This is a genomic window from Bradyrhizobium sp. AZCC 1721 (assembly GCF_036924715.1).
In the GTDB taxonomy this organism is placed as follows: domain Bacteria; phylum Pseudomonadota; class Alphaproteobacteria; order Rhizobiales; family Xanthobacteraceae; genus Bradyrhizobium.
Genome location: NZ_JAZHSB010000001.1, coordinates 2,907,708 through 2,924,957 on the forward strand (window position 1 = coordinate 2,907,708; position 17,250 = coordinate 2,924,957).

Genomic DNA, 17,250 nt, shown 5'->3' on the forward strand with positions numbered 1-17,250 from the left:
AAGCAAACGCGGATGGCACCAGCCGTCCGCGAAGGACCGAGGCTCGCAAGAGCCGGCGAATACAACACGAACCGATCAGGATCAGGAGGGAACGATGTCCAGGGTTGCGGTGGTTACCGGCGGTACGCGCGGCATAGGTGAGGCAATCTCGGTTGGGCTCAAGGCGGCCGGCTACAAGGTGGCTGCGAGCTATGCCGGCAATGACGAGGCGGCGGCGAAGTTCAAGAAGGAGACCGGCATCAACGTCTACAAATGGGACGTGTCGAGCTACGACGCCTGCGTCGCGGGATTGAAGCAGGTCGAAGCCGAACTGGGGCCGGTGGAGGTGCTGGTCAACAACGCCGGCATCACCAAGGACGGCATGTTCCACAAGATGACTCCGGAGCAGTGGTACGGCGTCATCAACACCAACCTGAATTCGCTGTTCAACATGACGCGGCCGGTGTGGGAAGGCATGCGCGAGCGCAAGTTCGGCCGCGTGATCTGCATCTCCTCGATCAACGGCCAGAAGGGCCAGATGGGCCAGGTTAATTATTCCGCCGCCAAGGCGGGAGACATCGGCTTCGTGAAAGCGCTGGCACAGGAGGGGGCACGCGCCGGCATCACCGTCAACACGATTTGTCCCGGCTATATTGCGACCGAAATGGTCAAGGCGATCAACCCGGACGTCGTGGCCAAGAATATCCTGCCGCAGATCCCGGTCGGCCGTTTGGGCGAACCGCACGAGATCGCGCGAGCCGTCGTGTTCCTGGCATCGGATGATGCCGGCTTCATCACGGGCTCGACGATTTCAGCCAATGGCGGCCAGCACATGAACTGAGCCCCGCCATGTCGATCCAGCCACGAGGGGACCTTACGACACGGACGCTGGCCATGCCCGCGGATGCAAATCCGAGCGGCGATATCTTCGGCGGCTGGGTGCTTTCCCAGATGGACATCGCCGGCGGCATCCATGCCGGTCAACGCGCGCAACGGCGCGTTGCGACGGTGGCGATCGAGGCGATGCATTTCATCAAGCCGGTGCATGTCGGGGATGTCTTGTGCGTCTACGCGGCGTCCGAGCGTGTCGGGCGTACCTCGGTGGCGATCCGCCTCGAGGCCTGGGCGCTGCGCCGACGGCTCGGTGATCGCGTCAAGGTGACCGAAGGCATCTTCACGTTCGTCGCACTGGATGCCGAGGGGCGGCCGGCACCGATCGCCTCCGCTCGACAAGTGGAAGCATCGCAATTTCAAACCCCAGACCGCAGCAGCGATCAATGAAGGAGAGAGAAATGTCCGACAACAGATCGAAGCCAAACGACCTTGATTGGGGCCTCGCCGAGTTCGACTTCGCCAAGCTCATCGAATCCTGCCGGATCAGCGGCATCGACATGATGCCGTCGATGGACATGGAGAAGAAGTGCATCGACGCTCTCGTCGAGGTCAATCGCTCGGCATACGACAGTTGGCGAAATCTGATGGCGCGACAAGCCGAGGTGTTCCAGGAGACCATGAAGGCTATCGCTGTCGAGGTGAACGACGAATCTGTTGCGGGACGACGCGCTGAAATCGCCAGGCAAGGGTTCGAAAAAGCGATCGCCAACATGCGCCAGCTCGTCGAGGCGTCGACGGAGTCGCAGAAACAAACGATCGAAATATTGCGCCGGCGTTTCGAGGACGGAATGGCGAGCATGCGCACACGTGACGGAAGTGCCTGAGGCCTGCCGACCGCACAAGAGTAGGAGAGGGGCGGTTGCATCCGCCTCCCAAACAAAGAAGTAAAATCGGGGAATACGATGAACCAGGATCTGAGGGAAGCCGCACTCGAATATCACCGCCTGCCGAGGCCGGGAAAGATTTCCGTGGTGCCGACCACGGCCATGGCGACGCAACGCGATCTGTCGCTGGCCTATTCGCCGGGCGTGGCGGAGCCTTGCCTGGTCATCGCCAAGGACCCGTTGCAGGCCGATGAGCTGACCGCACGCAGCAATCTCGTGGCTGTCGTCACCAACGGCACCGCCGTGCTTGGTCTCGGCAATATCGGCGCGCTGGCCGGCAAGCCGGTGATGGAAGGCAAGGCGTGCCTGTTCAAGAAGTTCGCCGGAATCGACGTATTCGACATCGAACTTGCCGAAGAGGATCCTGACGCCCTGATCGAGACCATCGCCAGGATGGAGCCGACCTTCGGCGGCATCAACCTGGAGGACATCAAGGCGCCGGAATGCTTCTACATCGAGCAGAAGCTCCGCACCCGAATGAAGATTCCGGTGTTTCACGACGACCAGCACGGCACCGCGATTATCGCCGCCGCGGCAATCCTGAACGGCCTGAAGCTGGTCAAGAAGGACATTGCCGAGGTCAAGCTGGTCTGCTCCGGCGCCGGCGCAGCGGCGCTGGCCTGTCTTGATCTCATTGTCAGCCTTGGCCTGCGGCACGACCGTATCATCGTGACCGACGCAAAAGGCGTCGTCTATGCGGGCCGCACCGAGGGTATGGACGACAACAAGGCGCGCTATGCGGTGAAAACGGATGCGCGAAAGCTGGACGAGATCATTCAGGACGCGGATATCTTCCTCGGCTTGTCGGCCGGCAATGTGCTGACGCCCGACATGGTCAAGAAGATGGCGCGAGATCCCCTGATCTTCGCCATGGCCAACCCGATCCCGGAGATCATGCCCGAAGAAGCGCTGGCGGTTCGTCCGGATGCGATCATCGGCACGGGGCGTTCGGACTACCCCAACCAGATCAATAACGTGCTGTGTTTTCCGTTCATCTTCCGGGGTGCGCTCGACTGCGGAGCGACAACGATCAACGAGGAAATGAAGCTTGCCACCGTCCGTGCGCTGGCGGATCTGGCCATGACGGAAGTGCCCGAGGTGGTGGCCGCTGCGTATAAGGGGGAGAAGCTTCGATTCGGCCGCGACTATCTCATTCCAAAGCCGCTCGACCCGCGGCTCATCGAGGTCGTCGCGCCGGCAGTGGCCAAGGCTGCGGCCAACAGCGGAGTCGCCAAGCGTCCGATCGCTGACATGGAAGCCTATCGCCAGCAGCTCAGCCGTTTCGTCTATCAGTCCGGCAACGCGATGCAGCCGGTCTTCTCGGTGGCGAAGGGAAGCGGCAAGTCGCTGCTTCTGGCGGAGGGCGAGGACGAGCGCGTGCTGCGCGCTGCCCAGGTGGTCGTTGACGAGAGGATCGCGCGGCCCTTGCTGGTTGGCCGGCCGTCAACGATCGAGGAGCGGATCAAGTCGTTCGATCTCCGGCTGAGGCCGGGCATGGACTGTGACATCATCGATCCGCATGATGCGGAGATCTACTCCAAATGCGCGGAAGTGTACCACGCGCGCAGAAAGCGCGACGGCGTATCGGCTGGTCTCGCTCTCTCGGAGACCCGAAGCAATGCGACCGTGCTCGCCTCGCTCCTTCTTGCAAGGGGAGTTGGCGATGCGATGTTGTGCGGTGTCATCGGCAGGACATCCGACCATCTGACCGCCATCCGCAATGTGATCGGCACCCGCGATGATGCGCGGACCCTTGCCGTGATGCAGATGCTCATTCTGCAACAGCATCAGCTTTTCATTTGTGACACTCATTGCCACCTTAATCCGACCGCCGAGCAGGTCGCCGACATCGCCTTGCTGGCGGCGGCGGAGGTCAGGCGGTTTGGCATTACGCCGAGGGTGGCGTTGTTGTCGCATTCGAGCTTCGGCAGCTCGGCTGCGCCGGAAGCGAACAAGATGCGGGAGGCGCGGACAATCATTCGCGAGCGATCGCCCGATTTAGTCTTAGAGGGCGAGATGCGCGGAGACGCGGCGCTTTCGCCGTCCGTGCTCCACCACGAGTTTCCGGATTCTGGTTTCGAGGGACCTGCGAACGTGCTGGTGATGCCCAATCTCGACGCCGCCAATATCTCCTACAATCTGCTCAGGATGGCGGCGGGCCAGGGGCTGACGGTTGGCGGCATCCTGCTCGGAGCAGCAAAGCCGGCCCACATTCTCACGCCATCGTCCACTGTGCGGCGGATCGTGAACATGGCGGCTGTCGCGGTCGCAGACGCAGTCTCCGATCGAGCCTGATCGGGAGGCGCATTTGGGCGGGTAGTGAACTCGATCGGTCGAGGCCATCATGGGTAAGCCGCGTTTGGGAAAGCCCCGGATCGTCATCGTCGGCGGCGGAGCCGGCGGACTGGAGCTTGCGACCCGCCTGGGGGACAAATACGGGCGCAAGGGCAAGCTCGATATCACGCTGATCGAACGCAACCGCACGCATGTGTGGAAGCCAAAGCTGCACGAGATTGCCGCCGGCAGCATGGACATCTCCGCCCACGAGGTCGACTACCTCGCGCAGTCCTACTGGCACGGCTTCCGCTACCGTATCGGCGACATGATCGGGATCGATCGCGACCGCCGTCAGGTGCAGGTGGCGCCGTATTTTGACACCGAAGGTCGCGAAGTTACACCGAAGCGGACCTTTGATTATGACGTGCTGGTCGTCGCCGTCGGCAGCCAGAACAACGACTTTGGCACGCCCGGCGTCGCGGACCACGCGATCAAGCTTGAATCGCAGGCGGACGCGAGGCGGTTCCACGAACGAATGGTCAATGCCTGCATCCGCGCGCATGCCCAATCGTCGCCCTTGGGTGCGCACCAGCTGAAGGTCGCGATCATCGGGGCCGGTGCGACGGGCGTCGAACTTGCGGCCGAGCTCCACAGAACGACGCGTGAAGTGGTGGCGTATGGCCTTGATCAGGTCGATCCTCAGAAGGACATCAGGATCACGCTGATCGAAGCCGCCGACCGGGTGCTTCCCGCACTGCCCGAGCGGGTGTCGAAAGAGACGGAGAAGCTGCTCGGCAGGCTAGGCGTCGATCTGCTGCTCGGCGCCAAGGTTTCCGAGATCGGCTCCGACCGTGTGAACCTGACGGACGGCCGGACGATCCCCGCCGAATTGATCGTCTGGGCTGCAGGAGTGAAGGCGCCCGATTTCCTGAAAGATATCGCCGGCCTCGAAACCAACCGCATCAATCAGCTCGTCGTTCGGCCAACGCTGCAAACGACGCACGACGACGGCATCTTTGCAATCGGCGACTGCGCTGCCTGCTCATGGGGCGAGCGCGGCAACGTGCCGCCGCGCGCGCAGGCGGCCCACCAGCAGGCCTCGCATCTTTATTCCCAGATTCCGCGCTATCTGCAAGGCGAGCCGATCAAGGACTACAAGTATAGAGACTTCGGCTCTCTGGTGTCGCTCGGCGAATTCAGCACCGTCGGTTCGATGATGGGAGCGCTGGTGGGCGGCAACCTGGTGTTCGCGGGCATCTTCGCAAGGATGATGTACCTGTCTCTCTACAAGATGCACGAACACGCGCTGCACGGTTCGGTGAAGGTTGCGCTCGACACGCTGGCACGCCTGATCACCCGGCGCACCGAGCCGCATGTGAAGCTTCATTGATATCGGGTCGCGGGGAGGGATGCCGTGCCGGTCGATGCAAGCTTGAGTGATGCGAAGGTGCTGCGCCGAACCCGGAGGGGATGCTGATGGACGTTGTGTTTCTTGCGCGCATCCAGTTCGCCGCCAATATCACGTTCCACATTCTGTTCCCCTCGATTTCGATCGCGTTGGGGTGGGTTCTGCTGTTTTTTCGCCTGAAGCACCTGCGCGCGACCGATCCGCAGCAGAAGCTGGATTGGCTGCGTGCCTACCGGCTTTGGACAAAAGTATTCGCCCTGACGTTTGCGCTCGGGGTCGTCAGCGGCGTCACCATGAGTTTTCAGTTCGGCACCAACTGGCCGGGCTACATGGAGCGCGTCGGGAATATCGCCGGCCCATTGCTCGGCTATGAAGTGCTGACCGCATTCTTTCTGGAAGCGGGTTTTCTCGGCGTGATGCTGTTCGGCCACCGCCGCGTCGGCGAGATGGTTCACCTCGGATCGACCTTTCTGGTCGCCCTCGGTACGCTGCTGAGCGCGTTCTGGATCCTTGCCCTAAATTCCTGGATGCAGACGCCGGCGGGATACGAAATCATCGATGGCCAGTTTCACGCCAGGAACTGGCTGGAAATCATCTTCAATCCGTCCTTCCCGTATCGCCTGGTCCACATGGTGCTTGCGTCCGCGCTGACCTGCGCGTTCCTGCTCATCGGGATCAGCGGCTGGCAACTTCTGAAGGGCATCGCGACGGAGAGCGCATCACGCGTGCTGCGGACCGGGCTCGTTTTCGCTGCCCTGGCCACGCCCGCACAGATGGTGGCCGGCGACCTTCATGGGCTCAATACACTTAAATATCAGCCGCAGAAGATCGCAGCGATGGAAGGTGTCTGGGAAACAACGCGGGGAGCGCCGCTTCTCCTGTTCGCGATCCCGGACGACGTAACGAGATCAAATCGTTTCGAGCTGGCCATACCAAAACTCGCGAGCCTGATCCTCCGGCACGACGCTGACGGCGAAGTCAAGGGACTGAACGAGTTTCCATCGGCCCATCCGCCGGTCTTTCCGGTGTTCTGGTGCTTCCGGATCATGGTGGGGATCGGCATCCTGATGCTGCTGGTGAGCTGGATCGGCCTGTGGAGACATTGGCGAGATGGCTGGGATTTTGGCCGGATGCCGCGGCCCATGCTCAAGTTGTTCGCCGTGATGACCTTTGCCGGCTGGGTCGCGACCATTGCCGGATGGTACGTCACGGAGATCGGACGCCAACCCTTCATCGTTTCCGGCCTCATTCGAACGAGCGACGTCGCCTCGCGTGTCCCGTCGTCGAGCATTGCCCTGACGCTCGGTATCTATATTGCGCTCTATGTCGCCTTGCTCGTCGCCTATGTCGGCGTTCTGAAATACATGGCGGAGACGGCGGACAAACCGAAGGGCGTGATCGGTTCGGAGGACCTCGCTGGCGGCCCGCGCCAGTATCAGCGCGAGGGAGAGTTCGCATGACCTCGATGTCTTTCGACGAACTGCTTCCGCTGATCTTCATCGGGCTGATGGGCGTCTCGCTGCTCGTCTACGTCGTGAGCGACGGATACGACCTTGGGGTCGGCATGTTGATGCATCGAGCGACGCCTGACGAGCGAGATACCATGATCGCCTCCATCGGCCCGTTCTGGGACGCCAATGAAACCTGGCTGGTGCTCGGCGTCGGCCTTCTTTTGGTTGCCTTTCCGAAGGCGCATGGGCTGGTGCTGTCGGAACTGTATCTGCCGACCGCGCTCATGCTGGTTGGCCTGATCCTGCGCGGCGCCGCCTTTGATTTCAGGGTCAAGGCAAAGGCCGACCGCAAGGCGATGTGGGACCGCCTGTTCATCGCGGGCTCAATGCTTGCGTCGGTGTGTCAGGGCTGGATGCTTGGCCGGTACATCAGCGGCTTCGGCGAGGGCTGGAATTATCCGATCTTTGCCGGTGCAATCGCGGTGGCGCTGCCGATGGCCTACGCGCTGCTCGGTGCTACATGGCTGGTGATGAAGACAGATGGGCAGCTCCAGGACAAGGCGATCCAATGGAGCAAGATCGCCTGGCCGCCCATGGTGCTGGGTCTGATCCTGATTTCGATGGCAACACCGTGGATCAGCGAGACCGTTCGCGTCAGGTGGTTCACCCTGCCGGCGATGATTGCGGTGGCGTCGATCCCGATCACGACGGGCATTGCGCTGCTGACGGCGCGCCTCCTGCTCGGGTCGCCGGCCGTGCGCGGTAGCCTGTGCTGGCTACCCTTCGCATTGCTGGTGTTCGTCTTCTTCCTGAGTTTCCTCGGCCTCAGCTACAGCATCTATCCCTTCGTGGTGATCGACAGGCTTACCGTCTGGCAGGCCGCCAGCAGCCCCGACTCGCTCAAGATCATCCTGGTCGGGGTTTGTGTCACGCTGCCGGTCATCATCGCCTACACCGGATTTTCCTATCGCGTATTCCGGGGCAAAACCATAGAGTTGGACTATGCCTGAGTGGTCGTCTGTTGTAGCCGACACTCCCCGGATTTGTTTGGTTCACAGCATGACGGACCTTCCATCCCTGGTGGACGTCAAGGGGAAGCCCGAAGTCAGGTCGGCGACACCCAAGTCCACGCGTTGGCTTGTTCGCGGAACAGCCGCCCTCGCGCTGGTCGTGGCCGCTTCGTGGGTCGGATATGCAGTGTCTTTCCAGCGTGGACTGGACCATTTGCACTCTGCCGCTCAGCAGCGGCTGGCCATGGAAGCAGCCAGGCTCGACGGTCATCTCTCAAGATTTGAATATTTGCCGTCATTGCTGGAGACGTCTCCGAGCGTCTTCCAATTGCTCGGCACTCCCCAAGATGCCGCGCTGCAGCAATCGGTCAGCCTGTACTTGAAATCGATCAACCTGCTTGCAGGAGCCGACAACCTTTACGTTTTAGGTGTTTCGGGCGACACCTTGGCGGCGGCCGATTTCGAGCAGCCAGGCACGCCGGTTGGCCGAAACCTTTCGTACCGCCCATATGTGAGCGAAGCTCTCGCCAGCGGCCGAGGGGCGTTCTTCGGTATCGGTATTACAAGCGCGCGCGCCGGCCATTATCTTTCTTATGCCCTAAAGGATGGCGGGGCGACCCGCGGGGTCGCCACAGTCAAGGTCAATCTGGATTCGTTCGAGCGTGAGTGGCGCAATGCTGAAGGCGACATTCTTCTGCTCGACGAGCGTCAGGTCCCTATACTCGCCTCCCGTGACGAGTGGCGCTATCGGCCAATGGCGCCGCTGTCGGTTCAGATGCGTGATGACATTTCTCGATCCAAACCTTACGGCAACCACGACCTGACGCCGCTCGGATGGACCGTGGTCGCGCAATCCAAAGGCGGCGCGCGTGTCACGACCGAGAGCGGAACCGCTTATGCGGTCAGCGAGCTTCCAACTAACCGAGGTCTCTGGAAGCTCGTCCTTCTCGACGACGAGGCGCCGATACGGCAGACCGCGCTGGTCATCGGTGCGATGTCGGGCCTCGCCTCCATGGTTGCGTTGCTGGCAACTGGGCTCGTGCTGCAACGCCGGAGAGAGATCAGGCAACGCCTGGCCAATCAGGCTGCGTTGCAGGCCGCGCACGACATGCTTGAGACCAGGGTGCTGGAGAGAACCGCCGAACTGCGGGCTGCACAGGATGAACTTGTCCATGCCGGCAAGCTGGCTGCGCTCGGCCAGATGTCCGCCGGCATCGTGCATGAATTGAACCAGCCATTGGCGGCCCTGCAGACTGCCGCTGACAACGCGATCTCGTACGTCGACCGCGGTTCCATCGGCGATGCCCGTGGCAATCTCACCCGGATTGGCGAATTGGTGCGTCGGCTCGGGCGCTTGACCAGCCAGCTGCGGATCTTCGCCTACAAGTCGAGCAGCCCGCTCGATACGGTCTCCGTCGAACATGCGCTGGCTGAATGTCTCAAGATACTGGCCGGGCGTGTCAAAGAGGGAGGAGTCGATGTTGTGACGGACATCGAGGCGAATCTCTGCGTGCTCGCCGATCAGGCGCGACTTGAGCAACTGTTGTGCAACATCGTGGCGAATGCGCTGGACGCGGTGGAGAGCGTAGACCAGAAGTCCATCCAGATCCGGGCGAGGCGAGAAGACGGACAGCCCGCCCGTTGCCGCATCGCCATCAGCAACAGCGGTCCGGCAATTGCGCCCGATGTTCTCCAGCGCATGTTCGAGCCCTTTGTGACGACCAAGCCTGCAGGAAAAGGGCTCGGCCTTGGACTGATGCTCTCCAACCACATCGCGCGCTCTTTCGGCGGCGAATTGCGCGCGCGAAACCTCGGGCCATCCGGAGCCGAATTCATTGTGATCCTTCCACTAGCCGACGTAGCAGGGGCTTCGCATGGGCGATGACCAATCAATCGGCGTGATCTACGTCGAGGACGATGACGATGTCCGGATCGGCGGCGTTCAAGCCCTCGAGCTTGCGGGATTTTCGGTTTCGGGCTTTGTCTCAGTCGAAGCCGCCGATGGAGCTCTGCGCTCCGAAATGCCGTTCGTCGTGGTCTGCGACGTGCGCCTACGCGGCAAGAGCGGACTTGAGTGGCTATCGGATCTGCGCCGGCTGGATCAGGATTTGCCGGTGATCCTGATCACCGGGCACGGCGACATTTCGATGGCCGTACAGGCGATGCGTAACGGCGCCTACGACTTCATCGAGAAGCCATGCTCTTCCGAACAACTAGTTTCTGTTGTGCGTAGGGCAGTCGAAAAGAGACGGCTGACCCTCGAAGTCCGTTCGCTGAGATCCGCCTTGGCGGATCGCCAGGGCATCGAGGCAAGCCTGCTGGGCCGATCGCCGCAGATCCAGGAAGTGCGCAGGCTGGTCTCCACGCTGGCTTCGACCAATGTTGACGTCACGATCTATGGCGAGACCGGAACCGGCAAGGATGTCGTCGCGCGCTGCCTGCACAATCACAGCGCGCGACGGGGCGGACACTACGTCCCGGTTAACTGCGGGGGGCTGCCCGAGTCGCTGGTCGAGAGCGAGTTGTTCGGCCACGAGGTAGGCGCATTCACCGGCGCTACGCGTCAGAGGATCGGAAAGATCGAATACGCGAATGGCGGAACGCTGTTCCTCGACGAAATCGAAAGCATGCCGCTGAGCGTGCAGGTGAAGCTGTTAAGATCGCTGCAGGATCGATCTATCGAGCGCGTCGGCTCGAACAAGCCGATCGCCGTGGATTGCCGCGTGGTAGCGGCGAGCAAGGTGAACCTGCTCGAGTTGAGCGACAAGAAGGTTTTTCGCGCCGACCTCTACTACCGCCTGGGCGTCGCCTTTATCGAGCTGCCGCCGCTTCGGGAGCGGCGCGAGGATATTCCGTTGCTGTTCGAGCATTTCACGCTGGATGCCGCCCGAAGGTTCGAGCGTGACGCGCCGATTTTGGACGACAAGACCATGTCCGCGCTGTTGGCCTATTCGTGGCCGGGAAACGTGCGGGAGCTTCGCAACGTCGCCGATCGGTTTGTGCTTGGCGTTCTCGATAGCAAGGCGATCAACAAATCCGGCTTTGGCACATCGGATGTGTCGTTGCCTCGACAGTTGGAGAACATCGAGCGATCTATCATCGAGGACGGGCTGCGGCGCAAGCAGGGCGACGTCCAGGCAACTGCGGCTCTCCTGGGCATCCCAAAGCAGACATTGTACGACAAGATCAAGCGTCTTTCGGTGAATGTTGATGGTATCCGCGAGGGCTCAATCATTCGCTCTGGACCCTGACGATGATGAGTCAGCCAGGCGCGCCATCCCGATGGGCTTGCCGGCCGATGTCACGCGATCGCTCCGACATGCGGGCGCATGGCGTCTAACAGACGGAAGGGCGCCGGATTAGAAGCGCCCGGGGACAGGAAACAACAAGCATCCAATTTGCAGCGAGGGTAACTGATGAATCGGCCATTCAACATGCCGGACGAATTTGTCGACGGGTTCATGAAGGCGGGCGCGAGCCTGTGGCGGTCTCTGGGGTGGATACCGGGCGCCGATGGAGATGGTACGAAGTTAACCTCCGCCCTGGGTTCGCCGGGACGCATCGCAGAGTTGCAGGCCGAGCATCTGATGCGCATGTACCAACTCACCGAGCACGTCATCAAATCGGCCGCAGGCGTTCAGGCCGAGGCCGCACTGGAACCACCACGCGGGGATCGCAGGTTCAGCGCAACGGAATGGCGGGACAACGCGCTCTACAGTGTGCTGAAGCAGGCCTACCTGCTGAACTCGCGCTATTGCATCGATTTCGTCGAAGCGCTGGATCTGGAGGAGAAGGAAAAACACCGCCTGCGCTTCTTCACGCGCCAGCTCGTCGAGGCGATGAGCCCGACGAACTTTGTCGCCACCAATCCCGACGTCATCAAGCTGGCGACGGACACCGAAGGCCAGAGCCTCAAGACCGGTTTCGACAATCTGATCGCAGATCTCGGGAAGGGCAATCTGACGATCACGGACGAGAGCGCGTTCGAGGTCGGAAGGGATGTCGCGGCATCCAGAGGGGCGGTCGTATTCGAGAACGATCTTTTCCAGCTCATTCAGTATGAACCGGCGACGGAGCAGGTCGCTGTGCGGCCTCTGCTGATCGTGCCACCCTGCATCAACAAGTTCTACATTCTTGACCTTCAGCCGAGCAATTCCTTCGTCCGCTTTGCGGTCGAGCACGGCCTGACGGTCTTCGTTGTTTCCTGGCGCAATCCGGATGCCTCTTGCGGGCATTTTGGATGGGATGACTACGTCGAGCATGGCGCAATGCGCGCCATCGAGATCGCCCGATCGATTTCCGGCGCCGACAAGGTCAACGTGGTCGGCTGGTGCGTTGGAGGAACCATCCTGTCATCGGCACTCGCCATTCTCCGGACGCGAGGCGATGAATCGGTCGCTAGCGTGACGTTGCTGACGACCATGCTGGATTTCCGAGAGCCTGGCGATCTCGGCGTGTTCGTGGACGAGGAGAGCGTGCGGCAGCGCGAGCAGACGATCGGAAACGGCGGCATCTACCGCGGCGCCGAACTGGGTTTTGTCTTCCAGACCCTACGTTCGAAAGAGCTGATATGGCCGAACGTGATCAACAATTACCTGAAGGGAAAGCCGCCGGAGCGTTTCGATCTTCTGTTCTGGAACGCCGACGTCACCAATCTGCCGGGACCGATGTATTGCTGGTACATCAGGAACATGTACCTGGAGAACAATCTCCGGGAGCCGAACCGGCTGACGATGTGCGGCACATCAGTCGATCTGGGGCGGGTCGATCTACCTGCCTATGTCCTGGCTACCGTCGAGGATCACATTGTACCCTGGCGGTCCGCCTATCGAACGACAGGCCTGTTCGGCGGCGACATTCGCTTTGTCCTCGGCGCGAGCGGACATATCGCCGGTGTGATCAATCCGGCGTCGAAGAACAAGAGAAGCTATTGGGTATCGACCGATCGATGCGACGACCCGGCGGCATGGCTGGCGAGTGCGGATGAGAAGCCGGGCAGTTGGTGGAACGACTGGATCGGTTGGCTCAAGCCGTGGGCGGAGGAGCAACTGCCGGCGCGCACGCAACTCGGCAGCAACCTCTACCCGCCCGGCGAATCTGCGCCCGGGCGATATGTGAAAGCGAAGGCGAGTTGACAGCAGCTATGGCGTGCATGCCTCAAAAATCGGTTTTGAGAGCGTGGTCGCTTACTCGCGCGAACAAGTCAAAGCTGCAGTTTTGCCTTGGTGATACGCATCGATCTGCAGAGCAAAGAGATTTGGCGCATCCAACACGATTCGAACGTGTGACCTTGCCCTCGGAGGGTGATGCTCATTCTTCGAGCCCAGTATGGGCCGAAGCTTTCGCAAGCCTGCGGTCTGATAGCGCAAACGCCAACCCCGGAATCGCCGCCCGCAGGTTTCCTTAGCGTCGCCAAATCTACGATGGCGCTTGTTCTATCCTAGGCGTGGCCAGAGCGGCACGTTACTTTGCACGGGATTGGTAATGAGGGTCGGAACTAGCGCGGTACTGCATGAACTCATTCGGTAGTGCAATGCTGTACCGAAGAAGGCGCGGCGTCATCGAGGACGAACGAGCGATTGACTTAAGAACTTGAAATGAAAGGAAAATGCCCCAATAGTCAGCTTTGAACTTTAGTCGGCCCAAAATCAGCTATCCAGACAAAACGATAAAGCGAAATAACATCAACATGTTAGCGCATCGATTTTGCATTGCACCCATGGTGGATTGGACCGGGACAAGCCTCATCAGCATTTAAGCGTGGTCGCCTTGCGCCATGCTGTACCAAATGCTGTACCTCCCGCTGACGCGTTCTCTTAGCGGACAGAATTCGGCCTCTGGCGGCGTTCGGTGGCCCCAGAGAGTCGTAGTCGAATCTGCGAATCTAACGGGTTGGCTCGCAAGTGAACTTCACGCGGAACATTGGAGACGATGTCGACGTGGCATGGTAGCTCCCGCTACCATGCCACGGGATTTTGCACGCCGAACTACGATCTTCCACGATTTCATACGCTCAATGATGGCGCTCGAGAGGGCCAAGGCGCGTGAGCCGCGAACTCAGGCGGAGCGCTTGCGTTCTGATCGAGCCGTCCGAAGCGCCAACGAGCTTCGAGAACGCTCGGCGTCGGGATGTTCGCGTAATGGGCGAGCTTTGATTGCTCTTCACATTTTTTGATAGTGTGCTGTCCGCGACAGCCCAACTGTCAGCGCCCCGCCCGCCGCGCCGGTCATCATTCATACAGTGGTCACTGCAATTCGATCGACGCGTGGTACCCGGCACGAATGGAGGATCCCAATCCGCGAAGCATGACGGCTCTCCGCGACTATGCACGGGTCCTTTTTGGCGAGGCCATCCTGGGCTGAATGTGAAGCCTTGATCGCAGGACGGCGAGAAGCTGAAACCGCCATATGGGTGCTGTTGTGCGCGGAGGGAACGGCACCCTTTGATGGCCTCTGCGAGGATAAGGCAGCGTGCCATCAGTACCGGTTCGATCGTGTTTCCTGCTGTCGGACGCTGCCTTTTTACATCACCGGGCAGCATATTGCTGTGGATGGCGGCTCGCTGTGATCCCTTCGCCTTATCGCGTTCCCGAAGCGGCTGGGCGGTCGTGCAAGGCCCTTTTTGCAGATTAGAAATTCTCATCCTGTCCCGCGGAAGTCGGCCCAAAGGGCTTGATCGAGGCCAGCCCAGATGCTATTGGTTAAACGGTCAGTCGGATTATTATAAAAAGGCCGAGGTTCCCGAGGAGGGGGCGTAAGCGATCCAGGGAGGCAGCAATGAACGTGATGCCGCGCGCGTCGCAATGGGAGGAGTTGATCCGCCCGGACCGGGTGCACGGCTCGCTCTACAGCGATCCGGCGATCTTCGAAGCCGAACTGCAAAACATCTGGTACCGCACCTGGGTCTATGTCGGCCATGAGAGCGAAGTGCCGAAGGCCAACGACTACGTCGTCAAGTCGATCGGCCCGCAATCCGTGATCATGACGCGCGACGAACAGGGCCGGATCAACCTGTTGCTCAACCGCTGCTCGCACCGCGGCAACCAGGTCTGCTCCTATGAAAAGGGCAACGCGCGCTCCTTCACCTGTCCGTTCCACTCCTGGACTTTTGCCAATGACGGCCGGCTGGTCGGCTACGCTTTCCCGGACGGGTACGAAGGCCAGGACAAGTCGCAGCTCGCGCTCGGCCGCGTCAGCCGTATCGAATCCTATCGCGGCTTTGTGTTCGGCTCCTTTGCGGCCGAAGGACCGACATTGAAGGAACATCTCGGCGGCGCTGCCGAGACCATCGACCGCCTGGTGCGGACCTCGCCGGAAGGCGAAGTCGAGATTACCGCAGGCTTCCTCAAGCATCGCGTCAAGGCGAACTGGAAATTCATCCTTGAGAACGAGTGCGATGGTTATCATCCGGCTTTCGTGCACTCGTCGATCTTCGGCGTTGCCGACAGCGCGATCGGAAAACTCTATGGCGGCGCGTCCACCGCGCTGACGCGCGACTATGGTGGCGGCCACACCGAAATCGACCTGCGCCCCGAGTTTCGCAAGCGCGATGCGCCCATGAGCTGGTTCGGCACAACGGCCGAGCGGTTGCCGGACTATGCCGCACGCATGAATGCGGCCTATGGCGACAAGACAGCGCGCGAGATCATGATCGACGGCACGCCGCATGTCATGATCTTCCCGAACCTGTTCATCGCCGAAATCCAGATGTTCGTGATCCAGCCACTCGCCGTCGACGACAGCGTGCAGCATGTCACCGCGCTGCAGTTCAAGGGCGCGGCGGACCTGAACCGCCGCCTGCGGCAGCAGACCATGGGCTCTGTCGGCCCGGCCGGCTTCCTCTTGGCCGACGATTCCGAAATGTACGAGCGCTGCCATCGCGGCGTACTGGCGCGCAACCCGGAATGGATCTACCTCGGCCGCGGCGAGAAGCGCGAGCGCACCGACGAGCTCGGCTACAAGGTCGGCCATGTCACCGACGAGATTCCCTCGCGCGGAATCTGGCGTCACTATCGCGAATTGATGGAGGCGCGCTAATGCTGTCGCGCGAGAGCGACGCCACGCTGTTGAATGCCGTCACCGCCTTCATCTACAGGGAGGCGCGCTTTCAGGACGAGCACCAATATGAGGCCTGGGAAGCGCTGTGGACCGACGACGGGGTCTACTGGGTGCCGGCCAACGGCGTTGACATCGATCCGGAAAAGGAAATGTCGATCATCTACGACAATCGCTCGCGCATCGCCTTGCGCGTCAGGCAGTTGATGACGGGCAAGCATCATACCCAATCGCCGCAATCGCGGCTGCGGAGGCTCGTCTCCAACATCGAACTTCTGGACCGGCAGCCGGGCGGCGACATATCGGTCGCCAGCAACAGCATGATCTTCGAGTCGAGCCTGCGTGACGACACAGTGTGGGCCGCACGTAACGAGTATCGTCTGCGCCCTGTCGATGGCGAGCTGCGGATGGCCTACAAGAAGGTGGTGCTGGTCAACAACGAGAAAGCGCTGTTCACGCTTTCCTTCCTGATCTGATCTCGGGAGAAGCCCGCGATGACCGACAAGGCTCCGGTTCTACTCGATATCAGCGACGGCATCGCTAGGTTGCGGCTTAACCGGCCGGATGTGGCGAACGGCATGAGCGCCGAATTGTTGAGCGCGCTGTGCGACGCCATCATGACCTGCCATGGCCACCCGGATCTGCGCGTGGTGCTGCTGTCGGGTGAGGGCGCCAATTTCTGCGCGGGCGGAGACGTTCGCGCCTTTGCGTCCAAAGGCGACAAGCTGCCGGATTATATTCGTCAGGCGACGGCCTATCTGCAGAACGCGGTGACGGGCCTGCTGCGGCTGGAGGCGCCGGTGATCGCTTCCGTGCAGGGGTTTGCGGCGGGCGGCGGCGGTTTTGGGCTGGTCTGCGCCTCCGACATCGTGATCGCCGCGGAGTCGGCAAAATTTCTTGCCGGCGCGACGCGCGTGGCCATGGCGCCGGATGCCGGCGTGTCGGTGACGCTGTCGCGGCTGGTCGGCCTGCGCCGGGCAATGTCGATCCTCTTGACCAATCCCGTGATCTCAGCGGCGGAAGCCCTGGAAATGGGAATCGTCACGAAGGTCGTGCCCGATGGCGAGCTTGCCGATGCTTCGCTGACGTTGGCCAAAGAGCTGGCCGCCGGCCCGCCAAAGGCGCTGGCCGCGACCAAGCGCCTGATCTGGGCCGGGACCGGCACAAGCGTCGAACAATGTCTTTCGGAGGAAGCGCGTACGGTCGCCGAACTTTCCGGCATGGCCGACGCCCGCGAAGGCCTTGCCGCCGTGATCGAGCGGCGCAAGCCAAAGTTTACGGGACGCTAGCAG

At 61.2% G+C, this 17,250-nt stretch carries 13 protein-coding genes; all 13 read left to right on the top strand.

The genetic code is table 11. From position 1 onward, the window contains the following. Positions 1-94 precede the first annotated feature (94 nt). The 13 genes from phbB to V1273_RS13775 all read left to right on the top strand — a co-directional run bounded on the left by phbB (position 95) and on the right by V1273_RS13775 (position 17,247). The gene (gene phbB, locus V1273_RS13715) at positions 95-820 is read left to right on the top strand and encodes an acetoacetyl-CoA reductase (protein ID WP_334368155.1); all 726 of its coding nucleotides are present in this window, start codon (positions 95-97) and stop codon (positions 818-820) included. Positions 821-873: 53 nt separating this feature from the next. Then, positions 874-1,260 (top strand): acyl-CoA thioesterase, encoded by a 387-nt coding sequence (locus V1273_RS13720; protein WP_334382739.1) that lies wholly within the window; start codon positions 874-876, stop codon positions 1,258-1,260. A gap of 11 nt (positions 1,261-1,271) precedes the next feature. Further along, positions 1,272-1,697, top strand: a complete 426-nt coding sequence (gene phaP / locus V1273_RS13725) for a TIGR01841 family phasin (RefSeq protein WP_334368157.1) — start codon at positions 1,272-1,274, stop codon at positions 1,695-1,697. Between the two features lie 78 nt (positions 1,698-1,775). Next, positions 1,776-4,052: an NADP-dependent malic enzyme gene (locus V1273_RS13730; RefSeq protein WP_334382738.1), complete on the top strand. Its 2,277-nt coding sequence runs from the start codon at positions 1,776-1,778 to the stop codon at positions 4,050-4,052. Positions 4,053-4,101: 49 nt separating this feature from the next. Beyond that, a complete protein-coding gene (locus V1273_RS13735; RefSeq protein WP_334368159.1) occupies positions 4,102-5,424 on the top strand; it encodes an NAD(P)/FAD-dependent oxidoreductase in 1,323 nt (440 codons plus the stop codon). A gap of 86 nt (positions 5,425-5,510) precedes the next feature. Next, on the top strand, positions 5,511-6,902 hold the full coding sequence (locus V1273_RS13740) for a cytochrome ubiquinol oxidase subunit I (protein WP_334368160.1): 1,392 nt from the start codon (positions 5,511-5,513) through the stop codon (positions 6,900-6,902). A 5-nt stretch (positions 6,903-6,907) separates the two neighbouring features. Then, entirely contained in the window at positions 6,908-7,903 is a 996-nt protein-coding gene (locus tag V1273_RS13745) for a cytochrome d ubiquinol oxidase subunit II (RefSeq protein WP_334384263.1), read from the top strand. A 187-nt stretch (positions 7,904-8,090) separates the two neighbouring features. Continuing rightward, positions 8,091-9,788: a sensor histidine kinase gene (locus V1273_RS13750; RefSeq protein ID WP_334409936.1), complete on the top strand. Its 1,698-nt coding sequence runs from the start codon at positions 8,091-8,093 to the stop codon at positions 9,786-9,788. After that, positions 9,778-11,154 (top strand): sigma-54-dependent transcriptional regulator, encoded by a 1,377-nt coding sequence (locus tag V1273_RS13755; RefSeq protein ID WP_334409937.1) that lies wholly within the window; start codon positions 9,778-9,780, stop codon positions 11,152-11,154. Before V1273_RS13750 ends, V1273_RS13755 begins: the two co-directional genes overlap by 11 nt. A 165-nt stretch (positions 11,155-11,319) precedes the next feature. Further along, a complete protein-coding gene (locus tag V1273_RS13760) occupies positions 11,320-13,038 on the top strand; it encodes a PHA/PHB synthase family protein (protein WP_334409938.1) in 1,719 nt (572 codons plus the stop codon). Positions 13,039-14,680: 1,642 nt separating this feature from the next. Continuing rightward, positions 14,681-15,940 carry an aromatic ring-hydroxylating oxygenase subunit alpha gene (locus V1273_RS13765; protein WP_334409939.1) on the top strand — a complete coding sequence of 420 codons (1,260 nt, stop codon included), beginning with the start codon at positions 14,681-14,683 and terminating at the stop codon, positions 15,938-15,940. Continuing rightward, complete coding sequence (locus tag V1273_RS13770; RefSeq protein ID WP_334409940.1) at positions 15,940-16,434, top strand: aromatic-ring-hydroxylating dioxygenase subunit beta; 495 nt, start codon at positions 15,940-15,942, stop codon at positions 16,432-16,434. The genes V1273_RS13765 and V1273_RS13770 overlap by 1 nt, the downstream gene beginning before the upstream one ends. A gap of 18 nt (positions 16,435-16,452) precedes the next feature. Then, entirely contained in the window at positions 16,453-17,247 is a 795-nt protein-coding gene (locus V1273_RS13775) for an enoyl-CoA hydratase/isomerase family protein (protein ID WP_334409941.1), read from the top strand. Positions 17,248-17,250 lie beyond the last annotated feature (3 nt).